Source organism: Actinomadura harenae (assembly GCF_003696215.1).
GTDB classification, from domain to species: domain Bacteria; phylum Actinomycetota; class Actinomycetes; order Streptosporangiales; family Streptosporangiaceae; genus Spirillospora; species Spirillospora harenae.
The window spans coordinates 1-17,774 of the sequence record NZ_RFFG01000135.1 but is presented as its reverse complement, the minus strand read 5'-3'; the positions used below and the strand labels follow the sequence as shown (position 1 = coordinate 17,774).

Here is a 17,774-nt window from a genome sequence, read left to right as displayed (position 1 = left end):
CGGCCTGCGCCTCGGCGCGGGCCTGCTGCTCCTGCTGCCGGGCCGCCTCCATGGACGTGCGCGCCTGCTGCTCCTGCTGGCGGGCCGCCTCCATGGAGGTACGGGCCTGCTGCTCCTGCTGGCGCGCCTGCTCCATCGCGGTGCGCGACTGGTCGGCCTGGACCCGGGCCTGCTCGGCCTGGACCTGCGCCTGCTCCATCTGCGCGCGGGCCTGGTCGGCCTGCTGGCGGCCCTGCTGCGCCTGGTTCCAGGCCGCGGCCGCGTCGCGCTGCGCGGTCTCCTTCTCGGCCTGGAGCGCCTCGACCCGCGCGGCCGACTCGGCCTGGGCCTCGGCCATGCGGCGCTCGGCGTCCACGGCGCGGCGGTCGGCCTGCTCGGCCTGCCCCCGGGACCGCTGGACCTCGCCCCACGCGGCGGCCGCGTCGCGCTGCGCGGTCTCCTTCTCGGTCTGGATCGCCGCGACCTGGGCGGCGGCGTCGCTCTGCGCGGTGCTGATCTGGTTCGCGGCGTCCGCCTGGACGGCCTGGAGCTGCGCCGCGCCGTCGGTCTGGACGGCCTGGAGCTGCGCGGCGGCCTCGGCCTGGGCCTCGGCCATGCGGCGCTCGGCGTCCAGGACGCGGCGGTCGGCCTGCTCGGCCTGCCCCCGGGACCGCTGGACCTCGCCCCACGCGGCGGCCGCGTCGCGCTGCGCCGACTCCTTCTCCGCCTGGAGCGTCGCGACCTGCGTGGCCGCGTCGGTCCGGCTCTGCTCGACCTTGCGCTCTCCCGCCGACAGCGCGTCCCCGATGAGGTCGGCCATCTGGCGGAGCCGCTCGACGATGTCCCACGGCTGGGCCTCGGCGTCGGTTCCGCCGGGGGACTGGCCGTTCGCGCCCGGCCCGTGGTGGCTCTGGACGATCTGTCCCGGCACCACCTGCCCGGGGACGACCTGCCCGTTCGCCGAGCCGCCCGCCTGCGCCTGGGCGTCCGGCAGGGCGGCGGTGTCGCGGCCGAGCACGGGCCAGGACGAATCGGCGCCCGGGACCCCGTGCGAGCCGCCGGATCCGTTCAGTTCGCTCACCGCATCCCTCGCCTGGAGTCAGCGAGCCGTGACCCGGGGCGGGCCGGTCGCTCAGGGGGCTCCATCGCGATCGCGGCGCTCCCCGCCGCACGGCTCGTCGCTTCGCTCACCAAAGGCACTCTAGTGCCGCCACGTAGAGCGTTTGCCCAGTTTGGGGTTCAGTTCCTTGATCCTCACGATCTCCTGTCGGCGGGGGCACCGGAGAAAATCACAGCTCACTCCCCTACAGCCGGACTCGTCCGGCGGGCGATTTCCGACGATCACCCGCCCTCGCCCCACGACGGCCTGGATCGGTCCAAGAGGCACCGGGGAGTGCCGGGGACACGCCGGGTCCCCGGCCGCCGCTACGTTGGGCGGCGGACGCGACCGGTGTGCGAGGGTGTGCCCGGTCCGCCCATCACCAGGAAGTTCTTGACGGGAGAGTTGAGCGTGGGAACCGAGCTGCGCACCCTTTATCCGCCGATCGAGCCGCATGACTCCGGGATGCTCGACGTCGGCGACGGCGACCAGGTGTACTGGGAGGTCTGCGGCGATCCGGACGGGAAGCCGGTCGTGATGCTCCACGGCGGGCCCGGCGGCGGCTGCAGCCCGGACCACCGGCGGCAGTTCGACCCGGCCGAGTACCGCATCGTGCTGTTCGACCAGCGCAACTGCGGGCGCAGCACGCCGCACGCGTCCGACCCGTCGGTGTCGCTGGAGAACAACACCACCTGGAACCTCGTCGCGGACATGGAGCGGCTGCGCGAGCACCTCGGCATCGACCGCTGGCTGCTGTTCGGCGGGTCATGGGGCAGCGCCCTCGCCCTGGCGTACGCGCAGACGCACCCGGACCGGGTGACCGGGCTGGTGCTGCGCGGCATCTTCACCCTCCGCCCGTTCGAGCTGACGTGGTTCTACGAGGAGGGCGCGTCCCTGCTGTTCCCCGACCTGTGGGAGGGGTACGTCGCGCCGATCCCGGAGGACGAGCGGGAGAACATGCTGGCGGCCTACCACGAGCGGCTGAACTCCCCCGACCGCGCGACGCGGGAGGAGGCGGCGCGCGCCTGGGCCACCTGGGAGGGCGCGACGGTGTCGCTGCTGCCGAACCCGGAGCGGGTCGAGGACTTCGGCGAGCCCGACTACGCGGTCGCGTTCGCCCGGATCGAGAACCACTACTTCGCCAACGAGGGGTTCTTCGACTACGAGCAGCTCATCGAGGGCGTGGACAAGATCCGGCACCTCCCGGCCGTGATCGTCCAGGGCCGGTACGACGTGTGCACCCCCGCCGCGACGGCGTGGGACCTGCACCGGGCGTGGCCGGAGGCCGAGTTCCACATGGTTCCGGACGCGGGCCACGCCTACAACGAGCCGGGCATCCTGCACCGGCTGATCGAGGCGACCGACCGGTTCGCCGAGAAGGACTGACCGGCCCCAGGCCGCTTCACCGCGACCGCTCACGCATCCGCTTCACCGCGAAAAAGGGTCCCGTGCCTTTGGCACGGGGCCCTTTCGCGTTGGTGGACGCGCCCCTACCGTGATGCCTCCGGGCGGCGGCGCGGACGACGCGTGCGGACGACCCGAAGATGACATCCCGGCGGTGTGATTCAGCTCACACAATCGAGACCGGGTGCTCCCGGGCCCGGCGCCGTCGAGGCGGGGGGATTCCCGCACGCCCGGACGCCCCCGGCCCGCACCCCGCAAGCCCGGTGTCTCCCCTGGGCAGAGGGCGACCGGAGCGCTCCGAAGCGCCCCGGGGAATCACGGGCCATTTTCCCGAAAAATGCAAGCGGGCCACCCTACCCGCTCATAAGCGGGTCAAACATTCCATAGATAACGATAAACAACGATGGCCGGGGTCATTCGCTAAGTTGCCTGGACATGACAGTGCAACCACAGCGTTCCGAGAACGAACGTGCCGATTCCGACATCGGTTTCGTTCTCGCGGAACCGACCTTGCGAGACGGCCCGGAACTCTGGCGGATGGCGCGCGAGTCCGAGGTCCTCGACGTCAATTCCCCGTACAGCTACACCCTGTGGTGCCGCGACTTCGGGGCGACCTCGATCGTGGCCCGCGACCGGGAGGACCCCGAGCGGCATGACGCCGGGCGGGCGTGCGGATTCGTCAGCGGGTACCTGCGTCCGGACGCCCCCGACACGCTGTTCGTCTGGCAGGTCGCGGTGGACCGGGACCGGCGCGGCCGGGGCCTGGCCCGGCTGATGCTGGACGGCCTCGCCGAGCGGCTCGTCCCCCGCGGCGCCCGCGCGCTGGAGGCCACCGTCACCCCGGGCAACACCGCCTCGGCGGCCCTGTTCGGCTCGTTCGCCCGCGACCACGGCGCGGAGCTCACGCGGACCCCGCTGTTCGGCCCGGACCTGCTGCCCGGGGGCCACGATCCCGAGACGCTCTTCCGGATCGGCCCCCTCGGGCGCGCCTGAGCCCGCCCACCACCACCAGCCCCACCTCCGGAGGTCACGATGGACGTTTTCACGCGCCTGGAATCGGAAGTCCGCGGTTATTGCCGAGGATGGCCCACGGTGTTCACCACCGCGCGCGGCAGCACCCTCAGAGACGAGAACGGACGCGACTTCCTCGATTTCTTCGCCGGAGCCGGAACGCTCAACTACGGCCACAACGACCCCGCCCTGAAACAGCGGCTCCTGGACTATCTCGCCGCGGACAACATCGTCCACTCACTCGACATGCACACCGCCGCGAAACGCCGGTTCCTGGAACGTTTCGACGAGATCGTACTGAAACCCCGCGGGCTCGACTACAAGGTGCAGTTCCCGGGCCCGGCGGGCAACCACGCGGTCGAGGCGGCGCTGAAGCTGGCCCGCAAGTACACGGGTCGCGAGACGGTCGTGTCGTTCACCAACGCCTTCCACGGCATGACGCTCGGCGCCCTCGCGGTGACCGGGAACTCGATGAAGCGGACCGGGGCGGGCGTGCCGCTCGGGCACGGCGTCACGATGCCCTACGACAACTACCTCGACGGCCGCACACCCGACTTCCTGCTGTTCGAGACGATGCTGGACGACTCGGGCAGCGGCCTGGACAAGCCCGCCGCGGTGATCGTCGAGACCGTCCAGGGCGAGGGCGGCGTGAACGTGGCGTCCGCCGAGTGGCTGCGCGGCCTCGCGGGCGTGTGCGAGCGGCACGGGATCCTGCTGATCGTCGACGACGTCCAGATGGGCTGCGGCCGGACCGGGGCGTTCTTCAGCTTCGAGGACGCCGGGATCACCCCCGACATCGTCTGCCTGTCCAAGTCCCTGTCCGGCTTCGGGCTGCCGTTCGCGATCACGCTGATGCGCCGTGACCTGGACGTCTGGGAGCCCGGCGAGCACAACGGCACCTTCCGCGGCTTCAACCCCGCGTTCGTCACGGCGGCGGGCGCGCTGGAGGACCACTGGGCGGACGACGGCATGGCCGAGCGGACCCTCGCCAAGGGAGGCCTGGTGCGGCGGGCGCTGGACGAGATCGCGCTCCGGCACGCGGGCGAGATCGCGGACGTGCGTGGACGCGGCCTCGTCTGGGGTATGGAGACCCGTGACCCGCGGACGGCCTCGCGGATCTGCGCCGAGGCCTTCGGGCGCGGCCTGCTGATGGAGACGTCCGGGCCGAACGACGAGGTCGTCAAGCTGCTGCCGCCGCTGACCACCACCGAGGACGAGCTGGCGCGCGGCCTGGCGATCCTCGCCGACTCGGTCGCCGCCGTCCAGGCCGCCGGGCCGAAGGAGACCGGGCCGAAGGAGACCGGGGCCGCCGGGGCCAGGGCCGCCGGGGGGCCGGGCGGCGCCGGGGCCCAGGCCGGGCCGGGTGCCCGTGCCGCCGTCCACGCCTGACCGAATCCCGATCCGAACCGAGGAGACATCCGGATGATCGTCCGATCGCTGAGCGAGATCGTCGGCACCGACCGGGACGTCCAGGCCGAGACCTGGGCCAGCCGGCGCCTCGTGCTGGCCGGGGAGAGGGTCGGCTTCTCCCTGCACGACACCGTCCTGTTCGCGGGGACGGAGACGCGGATGTGGTACGCGAACCACATCGAGGCCGTGTACTGCATCGCCGGTGAGGGCGAGCTCGTCAACGAGGAGACCGGCGAGACGCACCGGATCGAGCCGGGCGTCATGTACCTGCTGGACGGCCACGAGCACCACCGGCTCCGCGCCCACACCGACGTGCGCACCGTCTGCGTCTTCAACCCGCCGTGCACCGGGCGGGAGGTCCACGACGAGAACGGCGTCTACCCGCTGATCACCGAGCCGGAAGGAACGGACGCGTGAGCGTGATCGAGACCCACCCGAGCATCGACGACGCCTATCCGACCCGCAAGTCCGGGGAGGCCGCGCTGCTCTACCGGCAGGACCCGGTGGTCTACGGATCCCCCGGCGACGGACCGCTGGACGCCGAGGCCCTGCGCGGCTACGACGCCAACGGCTACCTGACCGCCGGCCGGCTGATCGAGCCGGACGAGGTCGAGCGCTGCCTGGCCGAGCTGCGCCGGATGGCGTCCGACCCGGCGGTCCTCGCCGACGAGCGGACCGTCACCGAGCGCGGCACCGACGAGGTCCGGTCGGTCTTCGAGGTGCACCGGATCAGCGAGGTGTTCGCCGAGCTCGTCCGGGACGAGCGGATCGCCGGGCGGGCCCGGCAGATCCTCGGCTCGGACGTCTACGTCCACCAGAGCCGGGTGAACTACAAGCCGGGGTTCACCGGACGGGACTTCTACTGGCACTCCGACTTCGAGACCTGGCACGCCGAGGACGGCATGCCGCGGATGCGCGCGGTGAGCGTCTCGATCGCGCTCACCGCGAACTTCGTCCACAACGGCGGGCTGATGATCATGCCCGGTTCGCACCGGACGTTCGTGGCGTGCGTCGGCGAGACCCCGGAGGACCACTACCGGCGGTCGCTGAAGAGCCAGGAGATCGGCACGCCCGACCCGGGCAGCCTGTCGATCCTCGCCGACCGGCACGGGATCGAGCTGTTCACCGGCCCGCCGGGCTCGGCGACGCTGTTCGACTGCAACTGCATGCACGGCTCGAACGGCAACATCACGCCCTTCCCCCGGTCGAACGTGTTCGTCGTGTTCAACAGCGTCGAGAACGCGTGCGAGGAGCCGTTCTCCGCGCCGTCCCCCAGACCGCCCTTCATCGCCGCGCGCGACTTCACCCCGGTCCGATGACCGGCGGGCGCGGCGCCGTCCCTGGAGCCGAGAAGATGACCGACCACGAACCGTCCCGTCCCGAGCCGTCCCACCACAAGCCGTCCCTCCACGAGCCGTCCCGCTCCAGCCGCCGGGGCTTCCTGCGGACGGCCGCCCTGCTGGGCGCGGCGGTGCCGCTCGTCGCCGCCGGGTGCTCCACCACCGACCCTGAGGAGGAGCGGCAGGGCGGCGGCACCCTCGCGCGGGCCAAGAAGGACGGGAAGATCACCGTCGGGTTCGCCAACGAGTCGCCCTACGGCTTCACCGACAAGGACGGAAAGCTCACCGGTGAGGCGCCCGAGCTGGCCCGCGTGGTCTTCAAGGAGCTCGGGATCGGCAAGGTCGAGGGCGTCAACGTCGACTTCGGCGGACTCATCGGCGGCCTGAAGGCCAAGCGGTTCGACGTGATCGCGGCCGGCATGTTCGTCACGCCGGAACGCTGCGGCGAGGTCGCGTTCGCCGACCCGGACTATGTCGCCAAGTCGGCGTTCATGGTGCCGAAGGGCAACCCCAGGGGCGTCCACAAGTTCGAGGACGCCGCGCAGAAGAAGCTGAAGGTCGGCGTGCTGACCGGTGCGGTCGAGGGCGACTACGCGACCAGGCTCGGCGTCTCCAAGGGGAACCTCAAGACCTTCCCCGACCAGCCGAGCGCGTTCGAGGGCCTGAAGGCGGGACGCGTCGACTGCGTCGCGCTCACCCGCATCTCCCTGAACGACCTGCTGTCCAAGCACCAGGGCGCGGGGTTCGAGGTCACCGACGCCTACGTTCCGGTCATCGGCGGGAAGGAGCAGTTCGGCGCGGGCGCGTTCGCGTTCCGCAAGGCCGACACCGAGCTGATCCAGGCGTTCAACGGCAAGCTCGCCGAGCTGAGGACGGGAAACCGGCTGCTGCCGATCATCCAGCCGTTCGGGTTCGGCCCGTCCGAGCTGCCGGGCCCGAACGACACGGCCGCCCGGTTCTGCCAGGGCTGACCGCCGATGTCCGAGGTTCTCGACTCCTATCCGCTGCTCCTGCGCGGCGCCTGGACGACCGTCCAGATCACCGTCTACGGGGCGGTGTTCGCGCTGGTCCTCGCCTTGGCCTTCGGCCTGGCCGGGACCGCGCGCGGGCGCCTGCTGCGCGCCGTCAACCGGATCTACGTGGAGTTCTTCCGGGGCGTCGCCGCGCTGGTGCTCATGTACTGGTTCTTCTACGCGCTGCCGCTGCTCGGCCTGCGGTTCACGCCGATCGCGGCGGCCGTCCTCGCGATCGGGCTGAACTACGGCGCGTACGGCGCGGAGGTCGTGCGCGGCTCCGTCGAAGCCGTCCCGCGCGCGCAGTGGGAGGCGGCGTGCGCGCTGAACTTCACCGCGGCGCAGCGGATGCGCCGGGTGCTGCTGCCGCAGGCGACGGCGCTGATGCTGCCGCCGTTCGGCAACCTGCTCATCGAGCTGATGAAGGCGACGGCGGGCGTGTCGCTGGTGTCCATCGCCGACCTGACGTTCCGGGCCAAGCAGATCCAGGCGTCCACGGGGCAGACGGCCGCGACGTTCGCGGTGATCCTGGTGATGTACTTCGTGATCGCGCAGGCGCTCCAGGTGCTGGTGCGGATCGCCGAGCGGCGCACCGCCCGGATGCTCGGCCGGGGCCTGCCGCCCCGCCGGTCCCCGGCCGCGGCCCCGGCCGGTGAGGCGGTGCTGCCGTGAACTGGGACTGGAACTACACCGGGAAGCTCATCCCGGACCTTCTGGACGGCCTGCGCGTCACCGTCACCGCGACGCTGCTCGGCTACCTGATCGCGCTGGCGCTCGGCCTGGTCTGGACGCTGCTGCGGCGTTCGCCGAACCCTCTCGTCCACCAGACCGTCCGGTGGGTGACCGAGTTCGTCCGGAGCACGCCGCTGCTGGTGCAGCTGTTCTTCCTCTTCTACGTGCTGCCCTCGTGGGGGATCACGCTCGGCGCGCTGACCGCCGGGATCGTGGGCCTCGGGCTGCACTACTCGACCTACACCGCCGAGGTGTACCGGGCGGGCATCGAGGACGTGCCGCGCGGCCAGTGGGAGGCGGCGACCGCGCTGAACCTGCCGCGCCGCCGCGTCTGGGCCGGCGTGGTGCTGCCCCAGGCGGTCCGGCGGGTCGTCCCGTCGCTGGGCAACTACCTGATCGCCCTGTTCAAGGACACCCCGTTCCTGTTCGGGATCACCGTGACCGAACTGCTGGGCAGCGCGTTCGACGAGGGCGCGCACACCTTGAAGTACCTGGAGCCGATCACCGTCGCCGGGCTGTTCTTCATCGCCGTCAGCGTCGTGTCGTCCCTGGCCCTGCGACGTCTGGAGAAGCACTATGCCACCCACTGACCTCACCTCCCCCGCCGAGCCGGTGCCCGGGAAGGCGGCGCCCGGGAAGGCGGCCGGCGCCCTGCCGGGCGGGGGCGGCGCGGCGTCCGCGCGGACGCCGTGCGGGATCACGTTCGAGCAGGTCGTGAAGCGGTTCGGGGACAACGTCGTCCTCGACCACCTGGACTTCGCCGTCGGCGCCGGGGAGCGGGTCACGCTGATCGGGCCGAGCGGCTCGGGCAAGACCACGATCCTGCGGCTGCTCATGACGCTCGAACGGCCCGACGGCGGCGTCATCCGCGTCGGGGACGACCCGCTGTGGCACATGGAACGCGGCGGGAAGCTGGTCAAGGCCGGCGAGAAGCACCTGCACGAGATGCGCAAGCGGATCGGCATGGTGTTCCAGCAGTTCAACCTGTTCCCCAACATGAACGTGCTGCGGAACCTCACCGAGGGGCCCGTCCACGTCCTCGGGCTCAGCAGGGACGAGGCGGTCGAGCGGGCGCGCGGCCTGCTGGAACTGGTCGGGCTCGCCGACAAGGAGGACGCCCATCCGACGCGGTTGTCCGGTGGTCAGCAGCAGCGCGTCGCCATCGCGCGGGCGCTGGCGATGGAGCCGACCGTCCTGCTGCTGGACGAGGTGACCTCCGCGCTCGACCCCGAGCTGGTCGTGGGCGTCCAGGACCTGCTGCGCGACATCGCCCGGAGCACGGACGTGACAATGCTGTGCGTGACGCACGAGATGGGCTTCGCGCGCGACATCTCCGACCGGGTGCTGATGTTCGACCAGGGCCGGATCATCGAGGAGGGCCCGCCGGGGACGATCTTCGAGGAGCCGCGGGAGGAGCGCACCCGCGCGTTCCTGCGCGCCGTCCTGGCGTCCTGACCTGTCCTGACCCCTCCTGAACCGTCCTGACGTCCCTGAGGCGTTCCGGAGCCCGGTGATCTCGGTCACCGGGCTCCGGCATGGCCAGAACAGAATTCGATTCGGTACGGTGGGGCGCATGAACGACGGCGCGGCCATCGCGGGCCTCGGCATGACCGAGCTCGGCAGGGTCTACGGGCGCAGCCCCCGCAGGCTGGCCGCCGACGCGGTCCGCGCGGCGGCCGACGACGCCGGCCTCGCCCTCGGCGACCTGGACGGGCTGCTGGTCAGCCACGGCCTCGGCGGCTCCCCCGGGATCGAGCTCGCCGACACCCTCGGCCTGCGCGACCTGCGGCTCCTCACCCAGATGAACTCCTTCGGCGCGACCGCCGGCGCGATGCTGTCCTACGCGGCGATGTCGGTGCTGTCCGGCGCCGCCACGGCCGTCGCCTGCGTCTTCGCCGACGCGCCGCTCAAACCGAAGCAGTCGGCGGGCTCGGCCTACCACCGCGACGCCCCCGAGTGGTACGGGTTCGGCGGCATGACCGCGGCCCTCGGGTTCCGCAGCGTCAACGCGTTCTACGCCCTCGCCGCGCAACGCCACATGGCCCACTACGGGACGACCAGCGAACAACTCGGCGCGATCGCCGTCAGCACCCGCGCCTGGGCGTCCCGCAACCCCCTCGCCCAGATGCGCGACCCGATCACCCTCGAGGACCACCAGAACTCCCGCTGGGTCGCCGAACCGCTACACCTGCTCGACTGCTGCCTGGTCTCCAACGGCGCGATCGCCGTCATCGTGACCGGCGCCGACCGCGCCGCCGACCTGGCCCGCCCGCCCGTCCACCTGTGGGGATGGGGTCAGGGGCACCCGGGCCACCGCAAGGCGGCCGGCAGCGCGTTCGGGCTGGTCACCGGCGCGGCGACGTCCGGGCCGATCGCGATGAAGATGGCCGGGATCACCACCGCCGACGTCACGCAGGCGCAGCTCTACGACTGCTACACCTCCACCGTCCTGGTGTCCCTGGAGGACTACGGGTTCTGCGGCAAGGGCGAGGGCGGCCCGTTCGCCGCGTCCGGGGCGCTCGGCCCGGGCGGCGCGCTCCCCACCAACACCGGCGGCGGGCAGCTGTCCGGCTACTACATGTGGGGCATGACACCGGTGTCGGAGGCCGTGATCCAGGCACGCGGGGACGGCGGCGACCGCCAGGCCGCAAGCGACGTGATCCTCGTCAGCGGCAACGGCGGCATCCTCGACCACCACGCGACGCTGATCCTCAGCCCGCACCCGAAGGGGGCCTGATGGACATCGGGATCCTGCGCCGCGACGGCCGCACCGACGGATTCTTCGACGCCGCCGCCCGCGACCGCCTCGCCGTCCGGCGCTGCCCCGACTGCACCCGCGGCGGTGACGGCGTCAGCGGTGACGTGCTCCTTCCGCCGGACGCCACGTCCTGCCCGGACTGCGGCACCGAGGACCTGGAATGGGCGGACGCGTCGGGCGACGCCGTCCTGGTCACCTGGACGGTCCTGCACGGCCGCCCGAAGGAGGACGGCTCCACTCCCCCGCCCGCGCTGCTAGCCCTCGTCGAACTCGCCGAGGGCCCATGGCTGCACGCCCGCCTCGACGGCGTCACCACCGCCGACCTCCGCGAGGGACTCCCCCTGCGCGCCCGGTTCGTCCACCCCGGAGAGGGCGAGTCCTACCCGCTCTTCCTCCCCGTGTGACCAGCGGTTCCGCCGATGCGGGACACTGTGATCATGAGGGGACTTTATCCACCGGCCGAACCCTACGCGGCCGGCATGCTGCCCGTCGGCGGACAGGACGAGATCTACTGGGAGACCTGCGGCACCCCGGACGGCACGCCCGCCGTGTTCGTCCACGGCGGGCCCGGCGGCGGATGCTCGCCGACCAGCCGCCGCCTGTTCGACCCGGACGCCTACCAGATCGTCCTGTTCGACCAGCGCAACTGCGGACGCAGCCTCCCGCACGCCTCCGAACCGGACATCGACCTGTCCGCCAACACCACGGCCGCGCTCATCGCCGACATGGAACGGCTGCGCGAGCACCTCGGCGTCGAACGCTGGGTCGTGTTCGGCGGCTCCTGGGGCAGCACGCTCTCCCTGGCCTACGCGCAGGCCCACGCCGACCGCGTGATCGCCCTGATCCTGCGCGGCGTCTACCTCGTCCTCCCCGAGGACGAGCCGTGGTGCTTCGCCCAGGGCGGCGTGTCCCGGCTGTTCCCCGACGCCTGGGAGGGCTACCGCGACGCGATCCCCGAGGACGAGCGCGACGACTACATGGCCGCCTACGCGCGCCGCCTCGCCGACCCCGACCCGGACGTCCACGTCCCGGCCGCGCTCGCCTGGACGCGCTGGGAGGACACCACCTCCTACCTCGTCCCGCGCGAGGACGAGGAGGACGTCCGCTCGGCCGTCGCCGTCGCCCGCCTGGAGAACCGGTACTTCGGCAACGGCTGCTTCCTCGAACCCGGCCAGCTGCTCCGCGACGCGCCCCGGCTGAACGGCCTCCCCGGCGTCATCGTCAACGGCCGCTACGACCTGCTCACCCCGCCGGACGCCGCATGGGCGCTGCACAAGGCGTGGCCCGGATCCGACCTGCACCTCGTCCCGGACGCGGGCCACGGCTTCGACGAGCCCGGCACGCTCAACCATCTCATCGAGGCCACAGACCGGTACCGCGGGGCACGATGATCTCACCACCGGGCAATCATCACTCTCTGTAAGAATGCGCGCCGGGACCGTGTTTTTCCGGCGTAGGCGAGAGGGTGGTCCGCCCATGGGCGTGGTCGGCACGACACAGCCGTTCCAGCTTCCGAGGTTCTACACCGCGTATCCCGCGCGGCTGAACCCGAACCTCGAGGCGGCCCGCGCGCACTCGGTTCCGTGGGCCCGCGCGATGGGCATGCTCGAAGGCTCGGACGTCTGGGACCAGGCCGACCTGGAAGGGCACGACTACCCGCTGCTGTGCGCCTACACCCATCCCGACTGCGACGCCGAGGAACTCGCCCTCATCACCGACTGGTACGTGTGGGTGTTCTTCTTCGACGACCACTTCGTCGAGCGCTTCAAGCGCACCGGCGACCGCGAGGGCGGCCGCGACCATCTGGCGCGGCTGCCCTCGTTCATGCCGGCCGACGGCGACATGAGCACCGTCCCCGAACCCTCCGACCCCGTCGAGGCCGGACTCGCCGACCTGTGGGCGCGGACCGTCCCGGCGATGTCCCCGGCCTGGCGCGAACGGTTCGTCGAACGCACCCGCCACCTGCTGAACGAGTCCCTCTGGGAACTGTCGAACATCAACGCGCACCGGATCTCCAACCCGGTCGAGTACATCGAGATGCGCCGCCGCGTCGGCGGCGCGCCCTGGTCGGCGTGCCTGGTCGAGCACGCCGCGAACGCCGAGATCCCCGCGCGGATCGCCGCGTCCCGCCCGATGGGCGTGCTCCGCGACGCGTTCTCCGACGCCGTCCACCTGCGCAACGACCTGTTCTCCTACCAGCGCGAGGTCGAGGACGAGGGCGAGCTCAGCAACGGCGTCCTCGTCCTGGAGACGTTCTTCGAGTGCGGCACGCAGGAGGCCGCCGACGCCGTCAACGACATCCTGACGTCCCGGATCCAGCAGTTCGAGCACACCGCCCTCACCGAGGTCCCCGCCCTGTGCGTCGAGCACGCCCTCACCGCGCCGGAGATCGCGCGGGTCGGCGCGTACATCAAGGGCCTCCAGGACTGGCAGGCCGGCGGCCACGAATGGCACCTGCGCTCGTCCCGCTACATGAACGAGGGCGCCCTGGACGCCGCCGACGACGCCCTGACCTTCCCTGGCGCCGCCGAACTCGGGATGAGCGGCCTGGACTTCCGGTCGCTGCTCGGACCGCCCGCCCTCACCCGGCTCCGCAAGCACGCGCACGTGCCGAACCGGGTCGGCCCGTCGGTCGTCCCCGAGATCGAGATGCCGTTCGCCCTGGGCATGAACCCCCACCTGGACGACGCGCGCGCCCACCTCGCCGAATGGGCCGAGCGGATCGGCCTGCTGCGCCCCCAGCCGGGCGTCCCCGGATCGGACCTCTGGGACGCGGACCTGCTCGACGGCTTCGACTTCCCGCTGTGCTCCGCCGGAATCGCCCCGGGCATCGGGCCCGACGCGCTCGACCTCAGCGCCCAGTGGCTCGCCTGGGGCACCTACGCCGACGACTACTACCCCGCGGTCTTCGGCCGGAACCGCGACATCGCCGGAGCGCGCGCCACCAACGCCCGGCTCTCCCTGTTCATGCCCCTGGACGACGGCGCGCCCGTCCCACCCGCCCGCAGCGCCCTCGACCGCGGCCTCGCCGACCTGTGGCGGCGGACGACCGCGACGATGCCCCCCGAGCAGCGCCTCGACCTCCGCACCGCGGTCGACTCGATGCTGGAGAGCTGGCTGTGGGAGCTGGGCAACCAGCTCCAGAACCGCGTCCCCGACCCGGTGGACCACATCGAGATGCGCCGCCGCACCTTCGGCTCGGACCTCACGATGATCCTCACCCGCCTCGGCAAGGGCCCGTCCCTCCCGGACGAGGTGTACACGACCGGCCCGGTCCAGTCGCTGGTCACCTCGGCCGCCGACGTCGCCTGCCTGATCAACGACGTCCACTCCTACCAGCAGGAGGTCGAGTTCGAGGCCAACGTCCACAACACCGTGCTGGTCGTGCAGAACTTCTTCGGCTGCGACTACCCGACCGCGCTCCGCATCGCCGCCGACCTGCTGGCGTCGCGGTTGCGGCAGTTCCAGCACGTCGTCATGCACGAGCTGCCCGTCCTGTGCGACGACATGGGGCTGCCGAACGAGACGCGCGGGGCGCTCGGCGAACTCGTCCGGGAACTCCAGGACTGGATGGTGGGCATCCTCAACTGGCATCGCGCCACGCACCGCTACGGCGAGGCCGACCTGGTCCGCCGCTTCCACCAGACACCCTGGACCGAATGACGTTCGGCGAAGTAGCGTCGGCCGCATGCGCACCGACGTCTGCGAACGCCTCGGCATCGAGTTCCCCCTCTTCGCCTTCTCCCACTGCCGCGACGTCGTCGCCGCCGTCACCAACGCCGGCGGCCTCGGCGTCCTCGGCGCGGTCGCCTACACCCCCGACCGCCTCGAGGCGGAACTCCGCTGGATCGACGACCACGTCGGCGGACGGCCCTACGGCGTCGACGTGCTCGTCCCCGCGAAGATCGACGAATCCGCCGAACGCGCCGCGCGCGGCGACGGCGGCCTCGACACCATGCTCGCCGCCGTCCCCCGCGAACACTGGGACTTCTTGTTCGGCCTGTTCGAGAGGTACGGCGTGCCCCTCCCAGACTTCGAGGCCGCCAAGCGCGCGGGCGGACGCGGCGGAACCCAGGTCACCACGCGCGGCGCCACCGAACTGATCGATGTCTCCCTCGCCCACCCCATCGCGCTCATCGCCAGCGCCCTCGGCACCCCGCCGCCGCTCATGGTCGAACGCGCCAAGGCCGCCGGGGTCCCCGTCGCCGCGCTCGTCGGCACCGTCGAGCACGCCCGCCGCCAGGTCGCCGCCGGCGTCGACCTCATCGTCGCCCAGGGCGGCGAGGCCGGCGGCCACACCGGCGAGATCTCCACGATGGTGCTCGTCCCCGAGGTCGTGGACGCCGTCGCGCCGCTGCCCGTCCTCGCCGCGGGCGGCATCGCCACCGGACGCCAGATGGCCGCGGCCCTCGCGCTCGGCGCGTCCGGCGTCTGGTGCGGCTCGGTCTGGCTCACCACCGAGGAGGCCGAGACCTCCCCCGCCGTCAAGGCCAAGATGCTCGCCGCGACGTCCCGGGACACCGTCCGGTCCCGGTCCCGCACCGGCAAGCCCGCCCGCCAGCTCCGCTCCGCCTGGACCGACGAGTGGGAGTCGGCGGCCTCCCCCGGCCCGCTCGGCATGCCGCTCCAGATGATCATCGCCGAGGGCGCCATGCGGCAGATCACCAAGGTCGCCGAGTCCGGCAACGAGGGCGCCCGCGAGCTGGCGAACTACTTCGTCGGGCAGTGCGTCGGGCTCATGAACACCGTCCGGCCCGCCCGGCAGGTCGTCTACGACATGATCGAGGAGTTCGCGGACGCGGTCGACCGCCTCGACCGCATCACCGCCACCGACTGACCCCGCTGCCGTCCGGGCGACTCAGGAGGGCTGGCCGAGGGGACGGCCAGGGCCCTTGTCGATCTGGTCGACGAACAGCCGGGCCAGCGCGTCCTGGCCCTTGGCGGTCGGGTGGTAGCTGCGGGGCTCGGCGGCCAGGGCGCCCAGGTTCACCGACAGGCCGTTCATGTACGGGTCGGAGCTGCCCGCCTCGTGCCCGGAGAACGCGTTGTAGGCGTCGACGAACTCCACGCTGCCCTGCCCGTGGGCGGCGACGATGTGCTGGTCGGCCTCGGCCACGGCCTGCCGGATCAGCTCGTTCAGGTCGCGGGCGCGGCCGTTCAGCCAGCGCTGGTCGTCCAGGGTGAGGTTGTCGCCGCCGGTCACCGAGATCTCCGAGAACGGCCGCGGGTAGCCCATCACGAGCACACGGGCGCCGGGCGCGCGGGCGGTGACCTTCGAGATCAGCTGGGGCAGGGACTCGCGCAGCGCGGCCATCCGGTCGGCGATGTCGCCGCCCTGCTTCTCACAGCCCTTGGACCACGGGAGCTTCACCACACAGCCCGCCATGATCTTGGCGAAGCCGATGTCGTTGCCGCCGACGCTGATCGTGACCAGGCTCGTGCCCTCGCTCAGCCGGCTCAGCTGGGACGGCTCGCCCGACTTGCCGTCGCGGATGTCGGCGGTGGTCGCCCCGGAGCACGCCCAGAACGAGCTGCCTCCCGCGAACGAGAACGTCTTCGCGACCGTGTGGTAGTACGCGCGGGACGTCCGGTCGCACTTGCTCAGCGGGTTCTGGTCGGCGAGGCCCTCCTCGGCCCCGACGCCCGCCGAGTAGGAGTCGCCGAGCGCCGCGTAGGCGCCGCGGGTGGCGATCTGGACGGGGGTGAGCGCCTCACCGTGGTCGCGGGCGGCGGCACGCGCCTGGACGCCCGGGAGCGGCGCGCGGCAGCCTGCGCCGAACACCTCGCACCGGACGGCGGGCAGCGCCACCAGCGGCACGATCGCCGCGGCGAGCAGTACGAGAAGGAGGGCGACGGCGAGGCCCCGATCACCGACACGGGCTCGCACCCGCGCCGGCCATGTCCCCGGCCCCGCCATCGTCCTCCCTGTCCCTCGTCCCGTCATGGATGACGATCCTAGGCGCTTCCGGGTTCCCGCCTTTACGCAGTAGACCCGATTTATCCCACTCTTTCGCCGAACGTCCGGACGAAGACCCAGGTGGAACCGGAGGCGGCCCGGGGAACATCTGATCCGAACACGACCGGTGGGGCTCACCCGCGGGTCAGGGCACACTCACGGGGGCGGAATGCTGGCGGTGCTGACCGGGCTGGGCCTGTCCACGGCGGCCGGCCTGAACGCCTACATCCCGCTGCTGCTGGTCGGGCTGCTCGCCCGCTTCACCGGCGTCCTGCACCTGCCCGAGACCTTCGGCTGGCTGACCAACGGCTGGGTGCTCACCGGCATCGCACTGCTGCTCGCCACCGAGGTCATCCTCGACAAGGTCCCCGTCGTGGACACCGTCAACGACGCCGTCCAGACGCTCGTCCGCCCCGCGGCCGGCGGCGCCGTCTTCGCCGCGACGGACGCCGCCTCCAAGGTCGACTCGTCCACGTTCATGCACGACCACCCGTGGATCGGATGGGTGCTCGGGATCGTCGTGGCGTTCCTCGTGCACGCGACGAAGGCGAGCGTCCGGCCCGTCGTGAACGCCGGGACGCTCGGCACCGGCGCCCCCGTCGTCAGCGTCATCGAGGACGTCGCGTCCCTCGGCATGAGCCTTCTCGCGATCCTCGCGCCGATCGTCGCCCTGCTCGCGATCCTCCTGTTCGCCTACGTCGCCCTCCGCCTCCTGCGCAGGGCCCGCCGCCGTCGGCGCCGGGCCCGCGGAGAGGCGCACGAAAGGGTCTGACCAGGCGGGCATGGACGGAAGAGGGGCCTCTCTTGAGGCCTGTCCGGTACCCGACAGGTCGGGGACAGTGGATCCGGCGCTGGTCTTTGATGACAGCGCGAATCACTCCGTAACGGCGAACTGGAGCAGCCATGAGTGGCGAACGGGAAAAGTCCATGGGTTCGGTGCGCGTGGCCATCGTGGGTGTGGGGAACTGCGCCTCTTCGCTCGTCCAGGGTGTCGAGTTCTACAAGGACGCGGCCCCCGAGACGCGTGTCCCCGGCCTCATGCACGTCCAGTTCGGCGAGTACCACGTCGGTG

At 71.9% G+C, this 17,774-nt stretch carries 17 protein-coding genes and 1 pseudogene; 16 read left to right on the top strand and 2 right to left on the bottom strand.

Annotated features, from left to right (window positions below):
- Positions 1-1,060, bottom strand: a 1,060-nt coding sequence (locus EBO15_RS38540; protein ID WP_407643399.1) for a coiled-coil domain-containing protein, incomplete at its 3' end; no start/stop codon positions are given.
- A 441-nt stretch (positions 1,061-1,501) separates the two neighbouring features.
- Between EBO15_RS38540 and pip (EBO15_RS38535) the strand changes: the two genes are divergently transcribed.
- The 14 genes from pip (EBO15_RS38535) to EBO15_RS38470 all read left to right on the top strand — a co-directional run bounded on the left by pip (EBO15_RS38535) (position 1,502) and on the right by EBO15_RS38470 (position 15,583).
- On the top strand, positions 1,502-2,464 hold the full coding sequence (gene pip, locus EBO15_RS38535) for a prolyl aminopeptidase (RefSeq protein ID WP_122199418.1): 963 nt from the start codon (positions 1,502-1,504) through the stop codon (positions 2,462-2,464).
- 453 nt (positions 2,465-2,917) lie between these two features.
- Positions 2,918-3,475 (top strand): diaminobutyrate acetyltransferase, encoded by a 558-nt coding sequence (ectA, locus tag EBO15_RS38530; RefSeq protein WP_122199417.1) that lies wholly within the window; start codon positions 2,918-2,920, stop codon positions 3,473-3,475.
- A gap of 39 nt (positions 3,476-3,514) precedes the next feature.
- The gene (gene ectB, locus EBO15_RS38525) at positions 3,515-4,882 is read left to right on the top strand and encodes a diaminobutyrate--2-oxoglutarate transaminase (protein WP_122199416.1); all 1,368 of its coding nucleotides are present in this window, start codon (positions 3,515-3,517) and stop codon (positions 4,880-4,882) included.
- Positions 4,883-4,915: 33 nt separating this feature from the next.
- Positions 4,916-5,320, top strand: a complete 405-nt coding sequence (locus EBO15_RS38520; protein ID WP_122199415.1) for an ectoine synthase — start codon at positions 4,916-4,918, stop codon at positions 5,318-5,320.
- Entirely contained in the window at positions 5,317-6,222 is a 906-nt protein-coding gene (thpD, locus tag EBO15_RS38515) for an ectoine hydroxylase (RefSeq protein ID WP_122199414.1), read from the top strand. The genes EBO15_RS38520 and thpD overlap by 4 nt, the downstream gene beginning before the upstream one ends.
- Before the next feature lie 35 nt (positions 6,223-6,257).
- Complete coding sequence (gene ehuB, locus EBO15_RS38510) at positions 6,258-7,214, top strand: ectoine/hydroxyectoine ABC transporter substrate-binding protein EhuB (protein WP_122199413.1); 957 nt, start codon at positions 6,258-6,260, stop codon at positions 7,212-7,214.
- A gap of 6 nt (positions 7,215-7,220) precedes the next feature.
- Positions 7,221-7,928, top strand: a complete 708-nt coding sequence (ehuC, locus tag EBO15_RS38505; RefSeq protein WP_122199412.1) for an ectoine/hydroxyectoine ABC transporter permease subunit EhuC — start codon at positions 7,221-7,223, stop codon at positions 7,926-7,928.
- Entirely contained in the window at positions 7,925-8,578 is a 654-nt protein-coding gene (ehuD, locus tag EBO15_RS38500) for an ectoine/hydroxyectoine ABC transporter permease subunit EhuD (protein ID WP_122199411.1), read from the top strand. Before ehuC ends, ehuD begins: the two co-directional genes overlap by 4 nt.
- Entirely contained in the window at positions 8,565-9,443 is an 879-nt protein-coding gene (gene ehuA / locus EBO15_RS38495) for an ectoine/hydroxyectoine ABC transporter ATP-binding protein EhuA (RefSeq protein WP_122199410.1), read from the top strand. The genes ehuD and ehuA overlap by 14 nt, the downstream gene beginning before the upstream one ends.
- 922 nt (positions 9,444-10,365) lie before the next feature.
- Positions 10,366-10,725, top strand: coding sequence for a thiolase C-terminal domain-containing protein (locus tag EBO15_RS47415; protein WP_407643400.1), 360 nt, complete (start codon positions 10,366-10,368; stop codon positions 10,723-10,725).
- A complete protein-coding gene (locus EBO15_RS38485; protein WP_122199408.1) occupies positions 10,725-11,150 on the top strand; it encodes a Zn-ribbon domain-containing OB-fold protein in 426 nt (141 codons plus the stop codon). Before EBO15_RS47415 ends, EBO15_RS38485 begins: the two co-directional genes overlap by 1 nt.
- 33 nt (positions 11,151-11,183) lie before the next feature.
- Complete coding sequence (pip, locus tag EBO15_RS38480) at positions 11,184-12,137, top strand: prolyl aminopeptidase (RefSeq protein ID WP_122199407.1); 954 nt, start codon at positions 11,184-11,186, stop codon at positions 12,135-12,137.
- Between the two features lie 85 nt (positions 12,138-12,222).
- The gene (locus EBO15_RS38475; RefSeq protein WP_122199406.1) at positions 12,223-14,409 is read left to right on the top strand and encodes a terpene synthase family protein; all 2,187 of its coding nucleotides are present in this window, start codon (positions 12,223-12,225) and stop codon (positions 14,407-14,409) included.
- A 25-nt stretch (positions 14,410-14,434) separates the two neighbouring features.
- Positions 14,435-15,583, top strand: a complete 1,149-nt coding sequence (locus EBO15_RS38470) for an NAD(P)H-dependent flavin oxidoreductase (RefSeq protein ID WP_122199405.1) — start codon at positions 14,435-14,437, stop codon at positions 15,581-15,583.
- Positions 15,584-15,604: 21 nt separating this feature from the next.
- Here EBO15_RS38470 and EBO15_RS38465 read toward each other — a convergent pair whose 3' ends face one another.
- Entirely contained in the window at positions 15,605-16,633 is a 1,029-nt protein-coding gene (locus tag EBO15_RS38465; RefSeq protein ID WP_233616751.1) for an SGNH/GDSL hydrolase family protein, read from the bottom strand.
- A gap of 238 nt (positions 16,634-16,871) precedes the next feature.
- Between EBO15_RS38465 and EBO15_RS38460 the strand changes: the two genes are divergently transcribed.
- Positions 16,872-17,474, top strand: coding sequence for a DUF4126 domain-containing protein (locus EBO15_RS38460; RefSeq protein WP_122199403.1), 603 nt, complete (start codon positions 16,872-16,874; stop codon positions 17,472-17,474).
- A gap of 155 nt (positions 17,475-17,629) precedes the next feature.
- Positions 17,630-17,774: pseudogene (locus tag EBO15_RS38455) on the top strand (inositol-3-phosphate synthase); the annotation flags it as partial.

Excerpts from the sequence above, each read along its gene's own strand:
- ectB (WP_122199416.1), top strand. The coding sequence starts at position 3,515 with ATGGACGTTTTCACGCGCCTGGAATCGGAAGTCCGCGGTTATTGCCGA.
- EBO15_RS38470 (WP_122199405.1), top strand. The coding sequence starts at position 14,435 with ATGCGCACCGACGTCTGCGAACGCCTCGGCATCGAGTTCCCCCTCTTC.
- ectA (WP_122199417.1), top strand. The coding sequence starts at position 2,918 with ATGACAGTGCAACCACAGCGTTCCGAGAACGAACGTGCCGATTCCGAC.
- EBO15_RS38460 (WP_122199403.1), top strand. The coding sequence starts at position 16,872 with ATGCTGGCGGTGCTGACCGGGCTGGGCCTGTCCACGGCGGCCGGCCTG.
- pip (WP_122199407.1), top strand. The coding sequence starts at position 11,184 with ATGAGGGGACTTTATCCACCGGCCGAACCCTACGCGGCCGGCATGCTG.
- EBO15_RS47415 (WP_407643400.1), top strand. The coding sequence starts at position 10,366 with ATGAAGATGGCCGGGATCACCACCGCCGACGTCACGCAGGCGCAGCTC.
- EBO15_RS38485 (WP_122199408.1), top strand. The coding sequence starts at position 10,725 with ATGGACATCGGGATCCTGCGCCGCGACGGCCGCACCGACGGATTCTTC.
- ehuA (WP_122199410.1), top strand. The coding sequence starts at position 8,565 with ATGCCACCCACTGACCTCACCTCCCCCGCCGAGCCGGTGCCCGGGAAG.
- EBO15_RS38520 (WP_122199415.1), top strand. The coding sequence starts at position 4,916 with ATGATCGTCCGATCGCTGAGCGAGATCGTCGGCACCGACCGGGACGTC.
- ehuB (WP_122199413.1), top strand. The coding sequence starts at position 6,258 with ATGACCGACCACGAACCGTCCCGTCCCGAGCCGTCCCACCACAAGCCG.
- ehuC (WP_122199412.1), top strand. The coding sequence starts at position 7,221 with ATGTCCGAGGTTCTCGACTCCTATCCGCTGCTCCTGCGCGGCGCCTGG.
- EBO15_RS38475 (WP_122199406.1), top strand. The coding sequence starts at position 12,223 with ATGGGCGTGGTCGGCACGACACAGCCGTTCCAGCTTCCGAGGTTCTAC.